Annotated in this window: 15 protein-coding genes, 1 tRNA gene and 1 CRISPR repeat array; of the genes, 8 read left to right on the top strand and 8 right to left on the bottom strand. The window is 58.3% G+C overall.

The window, feature by feature from the left end; translation table 11 throughout:
* Positions 1 to 47: 47 nt before the first annotated feature.
* A complete protein-coding gene (locus TQ39_RS15745; protein ID WP_050006249.1) occupies positions 48 to 416 on the bottom strand; it encodes a hypothetical protein in 369 nt (122 codons plus the stop codon).
* A 338-nt stretch (positions 417 to 754) separates the two neighbouring features.
* Between TQ39_RS15745 and TQ39_RS21470 the strand changes: the two genes are divergently transcribed.
* Positions 755 to 910, top strand: a complete 156-nt coding sequence (locus TQ39_RS21470; RefSeq protein WP_207641408.1) for a hypothetical protein — start codon at positions 755 to 757, stop codon at positions 908 to 910.
* Positions 911 to 1,050: 140 nt separating this feature from the next.
* Positions 1,051 to 1,248 (top strand): hypothetical protein, encoded by a 198-nt coding sequence (locus TQ39_RS21465; protein WP_207641407.1) that lies wholly within the window; start codon positions 1,051 to 1,053, stop codon positions 1,246 to 1,248.
* 63 nt (positions 1,249 to 1,311) lie between these two features.
* On the opposite strand, the gene TQ39_RS15740 is transcribed toward TQ39_RS21465, so the two are convergent.
* A tRNA-Leu gene (locus TQ39_RS15740) sits at positions 1,312 to 1,395 on the bottom strand.
* A gap of 154 nt (positions 1,396 to 1,549) precedes the next feature.
* On the opposite strand from TQ39_RS15740, the gene TQ39_RS15735 reads away from it, so the two are divergent.
* Positions 1,550 to 1,957 carry a DUF2752 domain-containing protein gene (locus TQ39_RS15735; RefSeq protein ID WP_050006248.1) on the top strand — a complete coding sequence of 136 codons (408 nt, stop codon included), beginning with the start codon at positions 1,550 to 1,552 and terminating at the stop codon, positions 1,955 to 1,957.
* A 129-nt stretch (positions 1,958 to 2,086) separates the two neighbouring features.
* Here TQ39_RS15735 and TQ39_RS15730 read toward each other — a convergent pair whose 3' ends face one another.
* From TQ39_RS15730 to TQ39_RS15715, 4 genes are all read right to left on the bottom strand, one after another.
* Complete coding sequence (locus tag TQ39_RS15730) at positions 2,087 to 2,470, bottom strand: CDI toxin immunity protein (protein ID WP_050006247.1); 384 nt, start codon at positions 2,468 to 2,470, stop codon at positions 2,087 to 2,089.
* A 188-nt stretch (positions 2,471 to 2,658) separates the two neighbouring features.
* A complete protein-coding gene (locus tag TQ39_RS15725) occupies positions 2,659 to 3,867 on the bottom strand; it encodes a MalY/PatB family protein (protein WP_050006246.1) in 1,209 nt (402 codons plus the stop codon).
* Positions 3,868 to 4,063: 196 nt separating this feature from the next.
* Entirely contained in the window at positions 4,064 to 4,546 is a 483-nt protein-coding gene (locus TQ39_RS15720; protein WP_009324317.1) for a MarR family winged helix-turn-helix transcriptional regulator, read from the bottom strand.
* Between the two features lie 63 nt (positions 4,547 to 4,609).
* On the bottom strand, positions 4,610 to 5,272 hold the full coding sequence (locus TQ39_RS15715; RefSeq protein ID WP_050006245.1) for a Crp/Fnr family transcriptional regulator: 663 nt from the start codon (positions 5,270 to 5,272) through the stop codon (positions 4,610 to 4,612).
* A 208-nt stretch (positions 5,273 to 5,480) separates the two neighbouring features.
* Here TQ39_RS15715 and pflB point away from each other — a divergent pair, with 208 nt between their 5' ends.
* Genes pflB through pflA form a run of 4 tightly spaced genes read left to right on the top strand, consistent with a single transcriptional unit; the run spans position 5,481 to position 8,808 of the window.
* Entirely contained in the window at positions 5,481 to 7,535 is a 2,055-nt protein-coding gene (gene pflB / locus TQ39_RS15710; RefSeq protein WP_009324319.1) for a formate C-acetyltransferase, read from the top strand.
* Between the two features lie 16 nt (positions 7,536 to 7,551).
* Positions 7,552 to 7,752 carry a hypothetical protein gene (locus TQ39_RS15705; RefSeq protein ID WP_009324320.1) on the top strand — a complete coding sequence of 67 codons (201 nt, stop codon included), beginning with the start codon at positions 7,552 to 7,554 and terminating at the stop codon, positions 7,750 to 7,752.
* 32 nt (positions 7,753 to 7,784) lie between these two features.
* Positions 7,785 to 8,027, top strand: a complete 243-nt coding sequence (gene grcA3, locus TQ39_RS15700) for an autonomous glycyl radical cofactor GrcA3 (RefSeq protein ID WP_009324321.1) — start codon at positions 7,785 to 7,787, stop codon at positions 8,025 to 8,027.
* Position 8,028: 1 nt separating this feature from the next.
* Entirely contained in the window at positions 8,029 to 8,808 is a 780-nt protein-coding gene (pflA, locus tag TQ39_RS15695; RefSeq protein ID WP_050006244.1) for a pyruvate formate-lyase-activating protein, read from the top strand.
* A gap of 62 nt (positions 8,809 to 8,870) precedes the next feature.
* On the opposite strand, the gene TQ39_RS15690 is transcribed toward pflA, so the two are convergent.
* Entirely contained in the window at positions 8,871 to 10,199 is a 1,329-nt protein-coding gene (locus tag TQ39_RS15690) for an MATE family efflux transporter (RefSeq protein WP_050006243.1), read from the bottom strand.
* A 192-nt stretch (positions 10,200 to 10,391) separates the two neighbouring features.
* Complete coding sequence (locus TQ39_RS15685; protein WP_050006242.1) at positions 10,392 to 12,869, bottom strand: transglycosylase domain-containing protein; 2,478 nt, start codon at positions 12,867 to 12,869, stop codon at positions 10,392 to 10,394.
* A gap of 384 nt (positions 12,870 to 13,253) precedes the next feature.
* Here TQ39_RS15685 and TQ39_RS15680 point away from each other — a divergent pair, with 384 nt between their 5' ends.
* Entirely contained in the window at positions 13,254 to 13,463 is a 210-nt protein-coding gene (locus TQ39_RS15680) for a hypothetical protein (RefSeq protein ID WP_133304192.1), read from the top strand.
* A 222-nt stretch (positions 13,464 to 13,685) separates the two neighbouring features.
* Positions 13,686 to 14,249: direct repeats of the CRISPR family, unit length 36 nt; unit sequence GTTGTAGTTCCCTAACAGTTCTTGGTATGGTATAAT.
* Positions 14,250 to 14,276: the final 27 nt, after the last annotated feature.

Raw genomic sequence — 14,276 nt, 5'->3', positions numbered from 1 at the left:
GAAAGGGATGCGGCTGCCGGTTCGGCAAACGGGAAGTTCCTGTTCTTTCACATAATCCAATTTAGCTTAATTGGATAAATGTCTATCACAAAATGTTCTCTCTGTATATTTGTTCTGGGATATGAGGTTGCAACCCCTAATTCTACATTCCCGATTTTTTTTACCAATTCACCAGATGTTTTGCCAAACACGACATATTGACATACGCAATACTCCAACATTCCATTCACAGGTTCTAATGGAGAAGTCTCAAGAGGCTTTTCAATGTCAACACCCAACGCATTCAAATAATCAGCGACAAGAGGATATGCTTCTTTTACTTGCAAATAAAAGTTCTTGCAATAATCGCAATCGCACAAATCTTCTGTTTTGATTTCCGTATAATACTGGCGTGTCTGCTCAATATTAATTCCCATTAGCTCACCTCCAAATTTGGATTTGTAGTTCTGTTCAATTCCATATTATCAGCCGACTGGATAAAATACAAGAACAGCCGTGCAAGCGGCTGTGCCTGTTTGCTGTTTTATGAACAACACACGTTGCCGGCAAGGGGGGCTATTTTCGGAAAGGGCGAAAGAAAAAAGACGCCACATGGTCGTGACGTCTTTTCTATGGTCGGAGTGTAATTATAGGACTTGGGAAGACCCAATCGTATCAATAGTTTATAGGCAATCAGCAAGCTGTATTTACAAAAATGATGCCCCATGCTAAAATTGCCTTAATCATTTTAGCAGTAGATAGGGAGTGCATAGTTATGGATAATATATATACAAACGCATTGGTCGAAATGGGGACATCCTTGACCGCTCTTGCAGTAAAAGGAACTGCTTCAGCAGTCAATACAAAGATTAAAGCAATAAAAGAAGAAAAAATGTCGAGCGCATACGCTCGACTTATGATGAAATTGTAAACGAGTTAATTTCAGAACGAGAAGAAGCTATCCGAATTGCTCAGGTCTATAAAACAGAGCTGGATCGAATTGAAATAAGTGATGATGATATAAAACATCTTCATAATACAGTAGAACGTCTACTTGAGCTTTTTAAAATTATGAGTCCTAATGCACCGATAGAAACATTTGAGCAGATGAAAGAATTAATAAGTGTAGATACATTAAAAGCAATTCAATTGTTGGGTTTTAATTATAAAGCAGCCATTGGTGAACCATTAACGCAACTTTGCGCCGATGCCATTTTATCTAAATCTAAATCAAAAGGGAACCTTGTGCCAAGTAAATCGAAAAGATAATAAATTATCAAAACTACAATACATAGAAAGACCGCCGACATAAGTCGACGGTCTTTCCATTTTTGGTGCGAGGAACGAGACTTGAACTCGCATGGTATAACCACACGCCCCTCAAACGTGCGCGTCTGCCGATTCCGCCATCCTCGCTTATCTGTACGGCGTTTGTGCCGCGAATGATATTTTACCATACTGCGGCGGTAAAAGTCAATATGGTTTTTCGTTTTCTCCGCACCTCCTTGACACCGCCGGGCGGACGAAACTATAATCGGAACAGAACAGGCGGAAAGGGAGGGGTGCATGGGTGAAAAAAGAGGAGCGTGCGCGCATGCGCCGGCTGGCCCGGTGGCTGCTGCCGCCTGTGCTGCTGTGCGCGGGGTATGCGCTGTGGGTCGGCCTTACAGGGCGCGGCCCGGCGTGCCCCATCCATGCGGCGCTTGGGCTCTGGTGCCCGCTGTGCGGCGCGTCCCGCATGGGGCTGGCGCTGCTGCGGTTGGATCTTCCGGGCGCGCTGCGGGCAAACGCGGTTCTGCTTGCTTTGCTGCTTCCCGGTACCATTTGGGGCGCGGTGCACGCCGTGCGCTATGTCCGCACGGGGGACGGCTCTGTGCGCCGGTGGGAAAGGGCGCTGCTTTGGGGGGCCGTGGGCGTGCTGCTGGCGGGCGGCGTTTTGCGCAACCTGCCGGCATTCGCTTTTTTGGCGCCGCATTGAGCGGCTGTGTTCCCGCCCAAAGGGATTTTGTTTTTTATGCGGGCTCATTGCCTTTCCGGGCGATAGAAGTCATGCTATTGTTTAGAAAAGCACACAAATATTTTATGCTCCATGAACAAGCCTAGGGTTCTACCCCCTGATTAAAAATGTTTGCTCTTTTTCTGCATCAACGATGCGAGTATCAAATGCGACTGCCACTACATCGTCCCAACTTGATAGAATGCTCTTTCCGTTGCACTTAATGACTGGTAATTGTGCACTGTCCCAAACTACATAATAATCACGGTTTTCCAGAGGTATTGGTTTTTCACAATGGCTCATTTGTTTTGCGTCATTGGTGTTAATGATTTTTACAATTTGAGCAATCTCTTTTTCATCTTTAAGGATTTGATACCTTTCTAACGAATGAAAACATTCTTGCAATAAAGTGTTCCGGTTCCATTCCGATTCTTTTATATGTTGAGCGTTTACTGATTTTAATATAGCCAACCGTGCCCTTTGCTTTTGGTCCATTTTTATTCCCTCCAATTCTCTGTGCGGATGCCAATATACCATGCTCCGCATCCAACAGCAAGCGTCTGCGCGGCATTCAAATAATTATAAAGGGCAGCCTGAACGGCTGCCCTTTAAAAATTGCTTTTTGCTGCCCCGCGGGAGGGGCCCTTTATCCCGCCCGGCGGGCATGCGGCGAAGGGCGGCCGTCAGGCGTTGAACACGTATTCGTCCAGGCGGCGGAAGGCCTCCTGCACGCGGGAGAGCGGCAACGCCAGATTCATGCGGATGTGGCACGGGCCGTGGAAGGGACGGCCGTCCTGCCAGGCCACGCCCACGTCCCAGCCGGCGCGCTGCAGCGCTTCAATGCTCTTGCCGTGGGCTTCGCACCAGCGGGTGCAGTCCAGAAACAGCATGTAGGTGCCCTGGGGCCTGGAGACCTCCACGCCCTCAAAGCGGCGGGCGATAAAGTCGCAGGCGAAATCCACATTGGCCGTCAGCACCTGGCACAGCTCGTCCACCCACTCGTAGCCTTCGGGCCGGTACGCGCCGAGGAGCGCGTGCATGGAGAGCACGTTCATGGAATTGTAGTGGGACAGGGAGGCTTCCTTCTCCACGCGGTCCCGCAGAACGGGGTTGTAAATAATGTGGTAGCTGCCCACAAGACCCGCCAGGTTGAACGTTTTGGAGGGGGCGTATACGGCAACGGTGCGGCTGCGGGCGTCCTCGCTGACGCTCTGCGTGGGGATATGCCTGTGCCCACCGAGGATGATGTCCGACCAGATCTCGTCGGACACGACCATTACATCGTGCTTTTTGTACAGCTCCATGGCGCGCTCCAGCTCCCAGCGCTCCCACACGCGGCCGCAGGGGTTGTGGGGCGAGCAGAACACGGCGGCGTGGACCCTGTTGTCCACGATCTTTTTTTCCATGTCCTCAAAATCCATGCGCCAGACATTGTTTTCGTCTTTTACCAGCGGGCTGTGGACGATGTTGTAGCCGTTGTTCTCCAGGCTGTGGGTAAAACCGATGTAGGTGGGGGAGTGCAGCAGGACATTGTCTCCGCGGGAGCAGAAAATGTTCAGCGCGCTGACAACGCCGCCCAGCACGCCGTTTTCATAGCCGATGCACTCCTTTGTCAGGCCGGTGACTCCGTTGCGCGTTTCGTGCCAGCGGATGATGGAAGCAAAATATTCCTCCGTGGGAGAAAAATAGCCGTAGGCCGGATGCCGGGCGCGGGCGATGATGGCCTCGGGAATGGTGGGCACAGTGGGGAAGTTCATATCCGCCACCCACATGGGAATGGCGTCGAAGCCCTCCTTCGGAGCGCCGGGTGCGAAGCCGGGCGCGCCCAGTGCATCCACGGCGATGGCGTCCTTGCCGCGGCGGTCCATGATACTGGTAAAATCGTATTTCATATGCTCCTGCTCCTTTCACCCGCCGGAACGGGCGTTGAAAATACTGCTGTAAAGCAGCTTAAATGTTAAGCAGCTTCATAATAACACCGCACAGGGCCGCGTGCAAGGGGGAGCGCTTCTTTTTTATATGGTTCGTCCTTTTTAACAAAAGCCGCGCGTGTTTTTGCACACCCTGACGAAGCGCCGCTGTGCGCTTTCAGGTGAAGTATTCGCGGCTGCGCCGCACGTCGTCCGCATAGGCCTCGTTGATGCGCCGCTGGATGGAGAGGTAGGTGGCGAGCTCCGCCTCGGTGAACCCCTCCAGGCGCCGGAAGGTCAGCGCCTGGCACTGCTTGTCGAAGGCGGCGTGGTCCCGGTATACATGCTCCCCGGCGGGGGTGAGGCGGAGCATTACCTGGCGGTTGTTGGCGGTGTTGCGCACCTGTTCCACCCAGCCCTTGTCCCGCAGCCTGCGCACGAGCTGGGAGCAGGCGCTGGGCGTTTTGCGCACCATATTTGCAAGGTCGGTGACGGTGACGCCGGGGTGAAGGGCGATCCGGTCGATGAGATGCGCCTCCGCCTGGTACAACACATTTTCACCGTAGGAATGGGGCAGGGAATCGTATTCGCTCATCAGGTCATAGGCGGTGTCCTGCGCAGCCCATATTTGCTCCAGAAGCTCCTCGCGCTTTTTGCTCATGGCGCCACCCCTTTCTTTGCTTCTATTATTGTACTTTCTTTTTACGGCCGCTGCAAGCCGTGCTCAGGGCTCGCGCAGCAGCTCAAATTCGTTTTTGCGGAAACGGATAAGGCCTTCCGCGCGCATCCGGCCCAGCTCGGCGGAAAGCGCGCTGCGGTCCACGCCAAGGTAATCCGCCAGCTGCTGGCGGTCGAAGGGAATGGCGAAGCTGCGGCTGTTTTCCCGCAGCGCCTGGGCGGAAAGGTAGGACAGCAGCCGCCCGCGGATGGTTTTGGGCGAGGTGTGGAAAATCCGGCGGGAGAGCGCGAGGTTCTTCTGCGATGTCACGGCCAGCAGGTTGCGGATGAGCGCCGCATGGTGGGCGCAGGCGGAGGGACAGGTGCGCAGCAGGCGCGCCGTATTCAAAAACAGCACCTCGGTGCGCTGGGCCGCCACGGCGTCCACCATCAGCGGTTCGCCCGGCAGACAGGCATAGGTTTCGGCAAAAACCTGCCCGGGGCCCACATGGCCCAGAATGCTCCGGCTGCCCCAGACGTCCACGCTCTCGATGTTGACGCCGCCGGAGAGCACCAGGCCCAGCGCTTCCACGGTGTCCCCCGCATGGCAAATGACGCGGTCCTTCTCGTAAACGCGGCGCTCGGCGCGCAGGCATTGCAGCATATCGGCGGTTTCCCGGGGGGAGCAGCCCCGGAACAGCGCGGTTTGAGAGAGAAATAAAAAGTCCATGGCGCCCCTCCTTTTGTTGGAATAACAACAGACCGTTTGGGGAAATCATAGTATACTCTATCCGGAAAGTCAAGAAAAGCATCCCTGCCGCGCGCCGGCAGGGAGAAGGGTCGGCGTCTTGACAAACTATACTAAAATGGTATAATAGACATGACCGGAAAACGCGGATGTGCCGCGCGGCCCGGCAGAAACAAGCGGAGGGCTATGCATGAGAAACGAATGGACCGGCTTTGTGCCCGGCGTATGGGAAAAAGAAATCGACGTCCGGGACTTCATCCAGAAAAATTATACACCCTATGACGGGGACGACGCGTTCCTTGCCGGGCCGACGGAGGACACGAAGGCGCTTTGGCAGCAGGTGCTGGAGCTTTCCAGAGCCGAGCGCGAGGCGGGCGGCGTGCTGGACATGGACACCCGCGTCATCTCCACCATCACCTCCCACGCGGCGGGCTATTTGGACAAGGAGAAAGAGACCATCGTGGGCTTTCAGACGGAAAAGCCTTTCAAGCGGGCGCTGATGCCCTACGGCGGCATCCGCATGGCGCAAAAGGCCTGCGAGGACAACGGCTATCATGTGGACCCGGAGGTCGTGGAATTTTTTACAACACACCGCAAAACGCACAACGCGGGCGTGTTCGACGCATATACGCCCGAAATGCGGGCCTGCCGCTCCAGCCATATCATCACCGGCCTGCCGGACGCCTACGGCCGGGGCCGCATCATCGGCGATTACCGCCGTGTGGCGCTGTACGGCGTGGACCGGCTGATCGAGGACAAACGGCACCAGAAGGACACCACCCGCGTCATCATGTATTCCGACGTCATCCGCGAGCGGGAGGAGCTCAGCGAGCAGATCCGCGCGCTGGACGACTTGAAAAAGCTGGGGGAGATCTACGGCTTCGATATCTCCCGTCCGGCGAAGGACACCCGTGAGGCCATCCAGTGGCTGTACTTCGGGTATCTTGCGGCGGTAAAGGAGCAGAACGGCGCGGCCATGAGCCTGGGCCGCACCTCCACGTTCCTGGACGTGTACGCCCAGCGCGACCTTGCGGCGGGCGTTTACACCGAGCGGCAGATCCAGGAGTTTGTGGACCACTTCATCATGAAGCTTCGGCTCATCAAGTTTGCCCGCACGCCCGAATACAACGACCTGTTCTCCGGCGACCCGCAGTGGGTGACGGAATCCATCGGCGGCGTGGGCATCGACGGGCGGCACATGGTCACCAAAATGTCCTACCGTTACCTGCACACGCTGCAGAATCTGGGCACCGCGCCGGAGCCCAACCTGACGGTGCTGTGGTCCACCCGTCTGCCGGAAAGCTTCAAGCGCTTCTGTGCGAAAACCTCCATCGAATCGTCCAGCGTGCAGTACGAGAACGACGACCTGATGCGCGTGACCCATGGCGACGATTACGCCATCGCGTGCTGCGTGTCCTCCATGCGCGTAGGCAAGGAGATGCAGTTCTTCGGTGCGCGCGCCAACCTGGCCAAGTGCCTGCTGTATGCCATCAACGGCGGTGTGGATGAGATCACCAAAAAGCAGGTGGGGCCCAGGTACCGTCCCGTCACAGGGGATTATCTGGATTACGACGACGTGATGGAAAAGTACCGGGACATGATGAAGTGGCTGGCGCAGGTGTATGTGAACACGCTGAACATCATCCATTATATGCACGATAAATACTGCTACGAAAAGCTGCAGATGGCGCTGCACGACAAGAAGGTGACCCGCTGGTTCGCCACGGGCATCGCGGGGCTTTCCGTGGTGGCGGATTCCCTCTCGGCCATCAAGTACGCCCGGGTGAAATGCATCCGCGACGCGGACGGCATCGTGGTGGATTACGAGGTGGAGGGCGACTTCCCCAAGTACGGCAACGACGACGACCGGGTGGACGGCATCGCATCGGAGCTGGTGGATACCTTTATGAGCTATGTGAAGGGCAACCACACCTACCGCGGCGGCATCCCCACCACTTCGATCCTGACCATCACCTCCAACGTGGTGTACGGCAAAAACACGGGCTCCACGCCGGACGGCCGCAAAAAGGGCGAGCCCTTCGCGCCGGGCGCGAACCCCATGCACCGCCGCGACACCCACGGCGCGGTGGCCAGCCTGGCCTCTGTGGCGAAGCTGCCCTTCAGCGCCGCGCAGGACGGCATTTCCAATACCTTCTCCATCGTACCGGGGGCGCTGGGCAAGGACGACCGGATCTTCGCGGGCGACCTGGAGGTGGAAATGCCCGAGTTTGAGGCGGAGCATTGAGAGAAAGGCGGCGGCCATGACGGAACAGGAAAAGCAACGGCAGATCGACGCGCTGGTGGAGCGCATCGATGCCTTTATGAAAAACGGCGGGGGCCGCATGCGCGTCACCGGCGGCGAGGGCGAAGCGCAGGAGACCCGCTGCGCCGCCTGCTGCGGCGAAGGCGCGGCCGAAGCCTGCAACGCACCGGCCAAACGGGCTGGGCATAAAAGCCGCTGAAAAAGCGGCACAGCAGAGAAAGGAACCTGTTTATGAAAGCAAACGAACGACAGATCGACAACCTTGTCAGCCTTCTGGACGGCTATGTGGCCGAGGGCGGACACCACCTGAACGTGAATGTATTCACCAAAGAAACGCTGCTGGACGCCCAGCGGCATCCGGAAAAGTATCCGCAGCTCACCGTGCGCGTTTCCGGCTATGCGGTGAACTTCATCAAGCTGACGAAGGCCCAGCAGGACGAGGTGATTTCCCGCACCTTCCATCAGGCGATGTGAGATGGCCGCGCAAGTAACGGGCCGCGTCCATTCGGTGGAGAGCTTCGGCACCGTGGACGGCCCGGGCGTGCGGTTCGTGGTGTTTTTGCAGGGATGCCCCATGCGCTGCCTGTACTGCCACAACCCGGACACCTGGGACCCGGGCGGCGGCGTGCCAACCACGGTGGAGGAGCTGCTGGCGCAATACGCCCGCAACGAGGCGTTTTACCGGAAAGGCGGCATCACCGTCACAGGCGGAGAGCCGCTGCTGCAGATCGAATTTGTGACCGCGCTGTTCCGGGAGGCAAAGCGGCGGGGCATCCACACCTGTCTGGATACCTCGGGCGCCACGTTCCGGCCGGAGGACGCGGCGGCGCTGGCGCAGTTCGACGCGCTGTGCGCCGTTACGGACCTGGTGCTGCTGGACATCAAGCAAACCGACCCGGCCGCCCACAGGCGGCTGACCGGACGTGAAAATGGGAACATCCTTGCGTTTGCCCGCTATCTGGCGCAAAAAGAGGTGCCCGTATGGATACGCCATGTGGTTGTGCCCGGCCTTACCGACAGCGAGGCAGGCTGGAACGCGCTGGGGACGCTTCTTGCGTCGCTGCCCAACGTCCGGGCGCTGGACGTGCTGCCCTATCACACGATGGGGCGTTCCAAGTACGACGCGCTGGGCATCCCTTATCCGCTGGAGGGTACGCCCGCCGCAGAAGCCCCGCTTGCCGCCCGGGCGCGGGATGTGATTCTGGCCGCGCGCAGGGCGGCGCTGGAAAAGCCCGGCGGGCGCGCGGAGGAATAGGAATAACAGAAAATACAGCCCCGGCTTCCCGACAGAGAAGCCGGGGCCTTGTGCGCTGTGCATTATTCCGGCGTTTGCGGCGCCGGACGGGTATACCGGACGATCAGCACGCACACGCCCACGGCGGTGACGGCCTCGGTGACGGGCATGGCGAACCAGACGGCGCCGGGCCCGAGCAGGGCCGGCAGCGCATAAATCAGCGCGCCGCTGAGCACCAGCCCGCGCAGGACCGAAACAGAAAACGAGGCGCGGGGCTTCATCAGGGACTGGAAATAGTAGGTGGAGAAAATATTGAGCGGCAGCAGCAGGAACGAAACGCCGTAGCTGCGCAGAATGGCGGGTGCGATGCGCAGGATGTCCCCGGTGGGGGACATGAAAATGCGGATGAACCCGTTGGGAAACAGAAAGACGAGCAGCGTCCACACCGCGCTGAAAAAGGCGGCGGCCATCAGCGCGTACTTCAGCGCCGCGCGGATGCGTCCCCATTTGCCCGCGCCGAAGCTGGCCGAAAGGATGGGCTGGGCGGCCTGGCCCACGCTGTATGCACAGCACTGGACCATGGTGCTCACGTTCACGATCACACCGTACACGGCCAGTGCGTCCGTGCCCAGTCCCTGCAGGATCTGGCGGTTGAACAGCATGGTCAGGATGCCCATGGCGATGTCGAGAAAGAACGTGGAAAAGCCGGTGGTCAGAATCTGCCGCAGCTTGGTTCCGGCCTTTCGGAACCGGACAAGCCGCAGCGTGCAGCGCCGGGAGAAAAAGTGGGACAGCATCACCGCGAAGGTGATGCCCGCGCCGATGGCGGTTGCCAGCCCCGCGCCGAATACGCCCATGTCACAGGTGAACACAAAAAAGTAATCGCCGAACACATTGAAGACGCCGCCCGCCAGCACCGCCGCCGTGGCAAGCCCCGGCGCGCCGTCGTTGCGCAGGAACGCCGCCAGCATCTGGTTGAACAGGAACAGCGGCACCACGAATTTGACGGGGAGCAGATATTGCTGCGCCAGCGGCAGCAGCGCGTCCCGCGCGCCGAACAGGCGCAGCAGCGGCGCGTCGAAAAATGCGATGGCGAGCCAGCTCACGGCGGCAAAGAACACGGTGCCCGCCAGCGCGGCGGTAAAATACTCGTCGCCTTCTTTCCGCCTGCCCGCGCCCCGCGCCGCGCTTAGCAGAACCGAGCCGCCGATGCCTGTCAGCAGCCCCAGGCTGTAAATGATGTTCCACACCGGCGCGACGATGGCCAGCGCGGCCGTGCCCTCCGGCCCCTGGTACTGCCCCACCATGGCCGAATCCACCAGGCCGTAGATGGAGCTGATGAGCGCGCTGCCGAACGCCGCGCCCAGATACCTGAAATAAATTTGCCTGACGTTTCCTTTCAGCAGATCCATTGAGATCCCTCCCGTTGTTTTGCACACCCCGCGGGCATCAAAAAAGCCGGATAAAGAAACAGGCGTCTCAGCCTGTCACCTTATCCGGCCCATCATTTCCAAGTGAATGATCTGCCCTCCGAGTGAGCAGTTGACATTATACTAAAACAAAAGAGCGAAGTCAAGCCCTGTCTTACGGCGCGGGGCACGGCGCTATGGCAGGGCGGGCTGCTCCGGCGGCAGGTTGTCCTCGGTGTAGTATCCCACAGCGCCGCCCGAGGGGATAAGGCATCCGGTGGCGGGGTCGTAGCGGCGTGCAACGACGCCCTCCGGCACGGGAAATTCCAGATAGGGCAGCCCTTCCTGTGCCTGCTGCATATAATCCCGCCAGAGCGTCTGCAGCGGTTTGCCCGTGCGCACGCCCTGCTGGGACAGGTCGGCCGGGACGTCGTAGCCCCACCAGCCCGCCGTGACGTAATAAGGCGTCAGGCCCACAAAGGTGAAGTCGCGGTAATCCGTCGTAGTGCCCGTTTTGGCGGCGGCTTCCATCTCCCCGGCGGGCGCCATGCCCCGGGCGGTGCCGCCCGGCGCGGTGAGCACGCCCCGCAGCAGCCGGTTCATGATATAAGCCGTCTGCGGGCTGACGGCCTGCACGGCATAGCTGTCCTGCGCGGGGTCCAGATAAGTGGAGCCGTCCGCCAGCGTGACTTTGGTGTAATAGAGCGCGGGACGGTACACGCCGTCGCGGAAAACGGAATATGCGTTGGCAAGCTGCACGGGCGTAACGCCGTGGGTCTGGCTGCCCAGCACCAAAGGGCCGAGATCGTTGTCCCGCTCCGGGTCCAGATGGGTGAGGCCCAGGCTGCCGTACGCAAAGTCGAACAGCCTGCGCTTGCCCAGCATGTCGCCGATCTGCACCGGGACGGTATTCAGCGACTGCGCAAGCGCATCCGCAACCACTACGGGCCGCCCTGTGCCGGGCCCGTTGTAATTGGTGGGCCAGGCGCGCCAAACGTCGTCCCGCGCCTGGTTGGCGGGGTCGCCCGGGTCCAGCGAAAGGCCCAGCTTGCGGCAGTATTCCGTGTTCAGCATGCGGTGGTCCTGCTGGGTGTAGAGCGGCGCGTCCGCAATGAGGGAGGAATAGTTGATGACGCCGTTTTCAATGCCCAGCGCATACGCGGCAAGGGGCTTCATTGTGGAGCCGATCTGACGGGGCACGTCGGCGGCGCGGTTCAGCGAAAGGTCGTACCGTTTTTCGCCCACGCCGCCCACAAGCGCCAGCACGTGGCCTTCATAGTCCATCGTGGCCACGGCGGCCTGCGTGCGGATGTTCCTGTAAAATACCAGTGTGTGGACGCCGTCGGCATTGGGCTGCGCGCTGGAGCCGCGGAGCAGCGTTGTGCCGTCCTGCTCATAGACGGGCGTGTCGTCCGGCCTGAACACCGGCTCGCCCTGTGCGTTCAGCGGCAGGCCGTCGTCTCCGTAGGAAACGGCGTCGGCGCTGTCGAAGGGAATGCCTGTGTCGGCTTCTTCCTGCCGCCACAGAGCGGGGAAGTAGCCGTCCTCGCCGTCGTTTTCCATGAAAGCTTCCAGCATGCGCTGCAGGCGCAGGTCCACGGTGGAAAAGATGCGCAGGCCCCCGGTTCGGATGCGGGTGACGGCGGCGGCACGGCCGCAGTTCTCTTTTTCCATGATATCGTCCGCCAGCCGTTCAAACACAGCGTCGGTGAAATAAGAGTTCACCTTTCCCCTGGGGGAGGCGGCAGCGGCCTCCTCGCGGCTGCGCACGCCCAGCGGAGCGGCCGCCGCCGCGTCGTAATCGGCCTGGGAGATGCGCTCCTGGTCCAGCATCAGCCCCAGCACCCAGTTGCGCCGTTCCAGCAGCTTTTCCGGGTTGGAGTAAGGGCTGTACGCCACCGGGCTGCGGGGGATGGAGGCCAGCGTGGCGGATTCGGCCAGCGTGAGCTGGGAGGCGTCTTTGCCGAAATACTGCTGTGCGCCGGCCTGCATGCCGGAGAGCGTGCCCGTGAGCGGCGCGATGTTTAAGTAGGCCTCCAGGATCATATCCTTGGAGTAGCGCCCGGCCATTACGATGGCGCGTGAGATCTCTTTGAATTTGCCGGAAATGCTCTGGGCGCTGTCGCCGGTGAGGTTTTCGATAAGCTGCTGTTCCAGCGTGGACGCGCCCTGGCGGCTGCCGTACAGGCGGTGGCCCGTCAGCTCGTTGACGGCCGCGCCGAGGATGCGCCCCGGGTTGATGCCGAAGCGCTGGTTCCAGAAATTGCGGTCCTCCACACTGACGACAGCGTCCCGCAGCGTTTGGGGGAACTGCTCCAGCGGCGTCCAGACGCGGTCGTTTTCGCCGGTAAAAACAGCGTATTCCGTCCAATCGCCGCCGGCCGGGTCCGCTGCATATACGATGGAGTTTTCTGCCATCTTCAGCACATAGAGGTCGGGCATGTCGGCGTCCGTGCCGGACAGGCGGGCCAGATACGAGGCAAATACCACGGCGGCCACGCTCGCCAGCATCACGCCCACGCAGCAGCAGCACGCCGCGATATACCCGATGCGGCGCAGAACGCGCCGTGCGGTTTTGCCGCCGCGCGTTTTGAGGGGCGCTGCGGCCGGAGCGCCGCCATCCTGCCTGCCGGGGCCGGAAACGGCCCTGCGTTCGGGGAGCTTCACTTTCATTCCACTGCCTTCTTTCCTTGGATCGTTGAATGCTCCGGCACGCCTGCGGCGCGCGGGAAACAGCTCTTTCCCGTTTGAAACACAATACGTTTTCAAAAGACGGATTCTTGCATTTTGCCGCGATTGTAACGAATTGGTAATGAATGTTAAGGCAATACCGCACAATTCTAAGAGTCGAATCGCGCCGGCCGGTTTTTTGGCAGGTTAAACAAAAAGCGCAGCGAATACTTTGTGTATTCACGAGCATTTTTGTGACAGTTGCCGGAAAATCTGCAAGCGAGGCGACGCTTAAGGCGTCAGCCGTGAATTGTGCGGTGCTGCCTTAAGAATATTGCAGCCCCGCCGCAGGCTTCCAGTGAAGTGTACGGCGGGGCTGTCCGTTTTATGAATGGATCGGGCCTGGCGGCAACGAAAAAGGCGAAAAACGGGGCGGTTTGTAAGGAAGAACGCCTGTATGTTGATAAACTTGACACGTTGGAAGATAAAATATATAGTAAAGTTGAAATGCATCCGAGCGCGGCAGTTGGAGATTGCGGCTGCGCAGGAGGCTTTGCGGGGAAAATATCCGGGTGGCGTTTTGAAAAGAGAGGGTGAAAGCAGTGACTTGGGTTGTATGGGGAAAAGAACATGCGACGGGTGAAATGTTTACGCGTTTTTTGAACGCTCCAACGCGGGAGAAGGCCCTCGAAAAAGCCTGGTTCCTTTATGGCAACATCTGGTATATCTTAACCGTGCAGAAAATCTAAAAAGCGCACCGCGCCGGAACAGTTCTTGGTATGGTATAATAATCACCGTTTTCATCTGCAAACCGGCATAGTTGTAGTTCCCTAACAGTTCTTGGTATGGTATAATCGCCGCCACCTCTATTGAGAACGCACAGCTGTTGTAGTTCCCTAACAGTTCTTGGTATGGTATAATTCATATTCCATTTATCAAACCTCCGCGCATGTTGTAGTTCCCTAACAGTTCTTGGTATGGTATAATTCAACCCTCCAGCATCGTGTCTGTCATCATGTTGTAGTTCCCTAACAGTTCTTGGTATGGTATAATTGGGGATTTTTCGAAGTACCCACATAACCAGTTGTAGTTCCCTAACAGTTCTTGGTATGGTATAATGTCGGGGTTCTGCAGGCGCTTAATAAAGTCGTTGTAGTTCCCTAACAGTTCTTGGTATGGTATAATGCCGCTGCGTGTAGCTGTCCGTCACTTCTCGTTGTAGTTCCCTAACAGTTCTTGGTATGGTATAATAACGCCGCGGATATTCCGATGTAATGTAATGTTGTAGTTCCCTAACAGTTCTTGGTATGGTATAATCTTCGATGGCAACATCCTCTTGCGCGGTCTGTTGTAGTTCCCTAACAGTTCTTGGTATGGTATAATTCCGCAAGTGCCAAACCAATCAGGCGT

Source organism: Ruthenibacterium lactatiformans, from assembly GCF_000949455.1.
In the GTDB taxonomy this organism is placed as follows: Bacteria; Bacillota; Clostridia; order Oscillospirales; family Ruminococcaceae; genus Ruthenibacterium; species Ruthenibacterium lactatiformans.
The sequence above is the reverse complement of the archived record's forward strand: the minus strand, read 5'-3'. Positions and strand labels throughout refer to the sequence as shown.

Excerpts from the sequence above, each read along its gene's own strand:
- grcA3 (WP_009324321.1), top strand. The coding sequence starts at position 7,785 with ATGAAAGCAAACGAACGACAGATCGACAACCTTGTCAGCCTTCTGGAC.
- TQ39_RS15690 (WP_050006243.1), bottom strand. The coding sequence starts at position 10,199 with ATGGATCTGCTGAAAGGAAACGTCAGGCAAATTTATTTCAGGTATCTG.
- pflA (WP_050006244.1), top strand. The coding sequence starts at position 8,029 with ATGGCCGCGCAAGTAACGGGCCGCGTCCATTCGGTGGAGAGCTTCGGC.
- TQ39_RS15720 (WP_009324317.1), bottom strand. The coding sequence starts at position 4,546 with ATGAGCAAAAAGCGCGAGGAGCTTCTGGAGCAAATATGGGCTGCGCAG.
- TQ39_RS15730 (WP_050006247.1), bottom strand. The coding sequence starts at position 2,470 with ATGGACCAAAAGCAAAGGGCACGGTTGGCTATATTAAAATCAGTAAAC.
- TQ39_RS21465 (WP_207641407.1), top strand. The coding sequence starts at position 1,051 with ATGAGTCCTAATGCACCGATAGAAACATTTGAGCAGATGAAAGAATTA.
- TQ39_RS21470 (WP_207641408.1), top strand. The coding sequence starts at position 755 with ATGGATAATATATATACAAACGCATTGGTCGAAATGGGGACATCCTTG.
- TQ39_RS15725 (WP_050006246.1), bottom strand. The coding sequence starts at position 3,867 with ATGAAATACGATTTTACCAGTATCATGGACCGCCGCGGCAAGGACGCC.
- TQ39_RS15685 (WP_050006242.1), bottom strand. The coding sequence starts at position 12,869 with ATGAAAGTGAAGCTCCCCGAACGCAGGGCCGTTTCCGGCCCCGGCAGG.
- TQ39_RS15680 (WP_133304192.1), top strand. The coding sequence starts at position 13,254 with ATGAATGGATCGGGCCTGGCGGCAACGAAAAAGGCGAAAAACGGGGCG.
- TQ39_RS15705 (WP_009324320.1), top strand. The coding sequence starts at position 7,552 with ATGACGGAACAGGAAAAGCAACGGCAGATCGACGCGCTGGTGGAGCGC.
- TQ39_RS15715 (WP_050006245.1), bottom strand. The coding sequence starts at position 5,272 with ATGGACTTTTTATTTCTCTCTCAAACCGCGCTGTTCCGGGGCTGCTCC.
- pflB (WP_009324319.1), top strand. The coding sequence starts at position 5,481 with ATGAGAAACGAATGGACCGGCTTTGTGCCCGGCGTATGGGAAAAAGAA.
- TQ39_RS15745 (WP_050006249.1), bottom strand. The coding sequence starts at position 416 with ATGGGAATTAATATTGAGCAGACACGCCAGTATTATACGGAAATCAAA.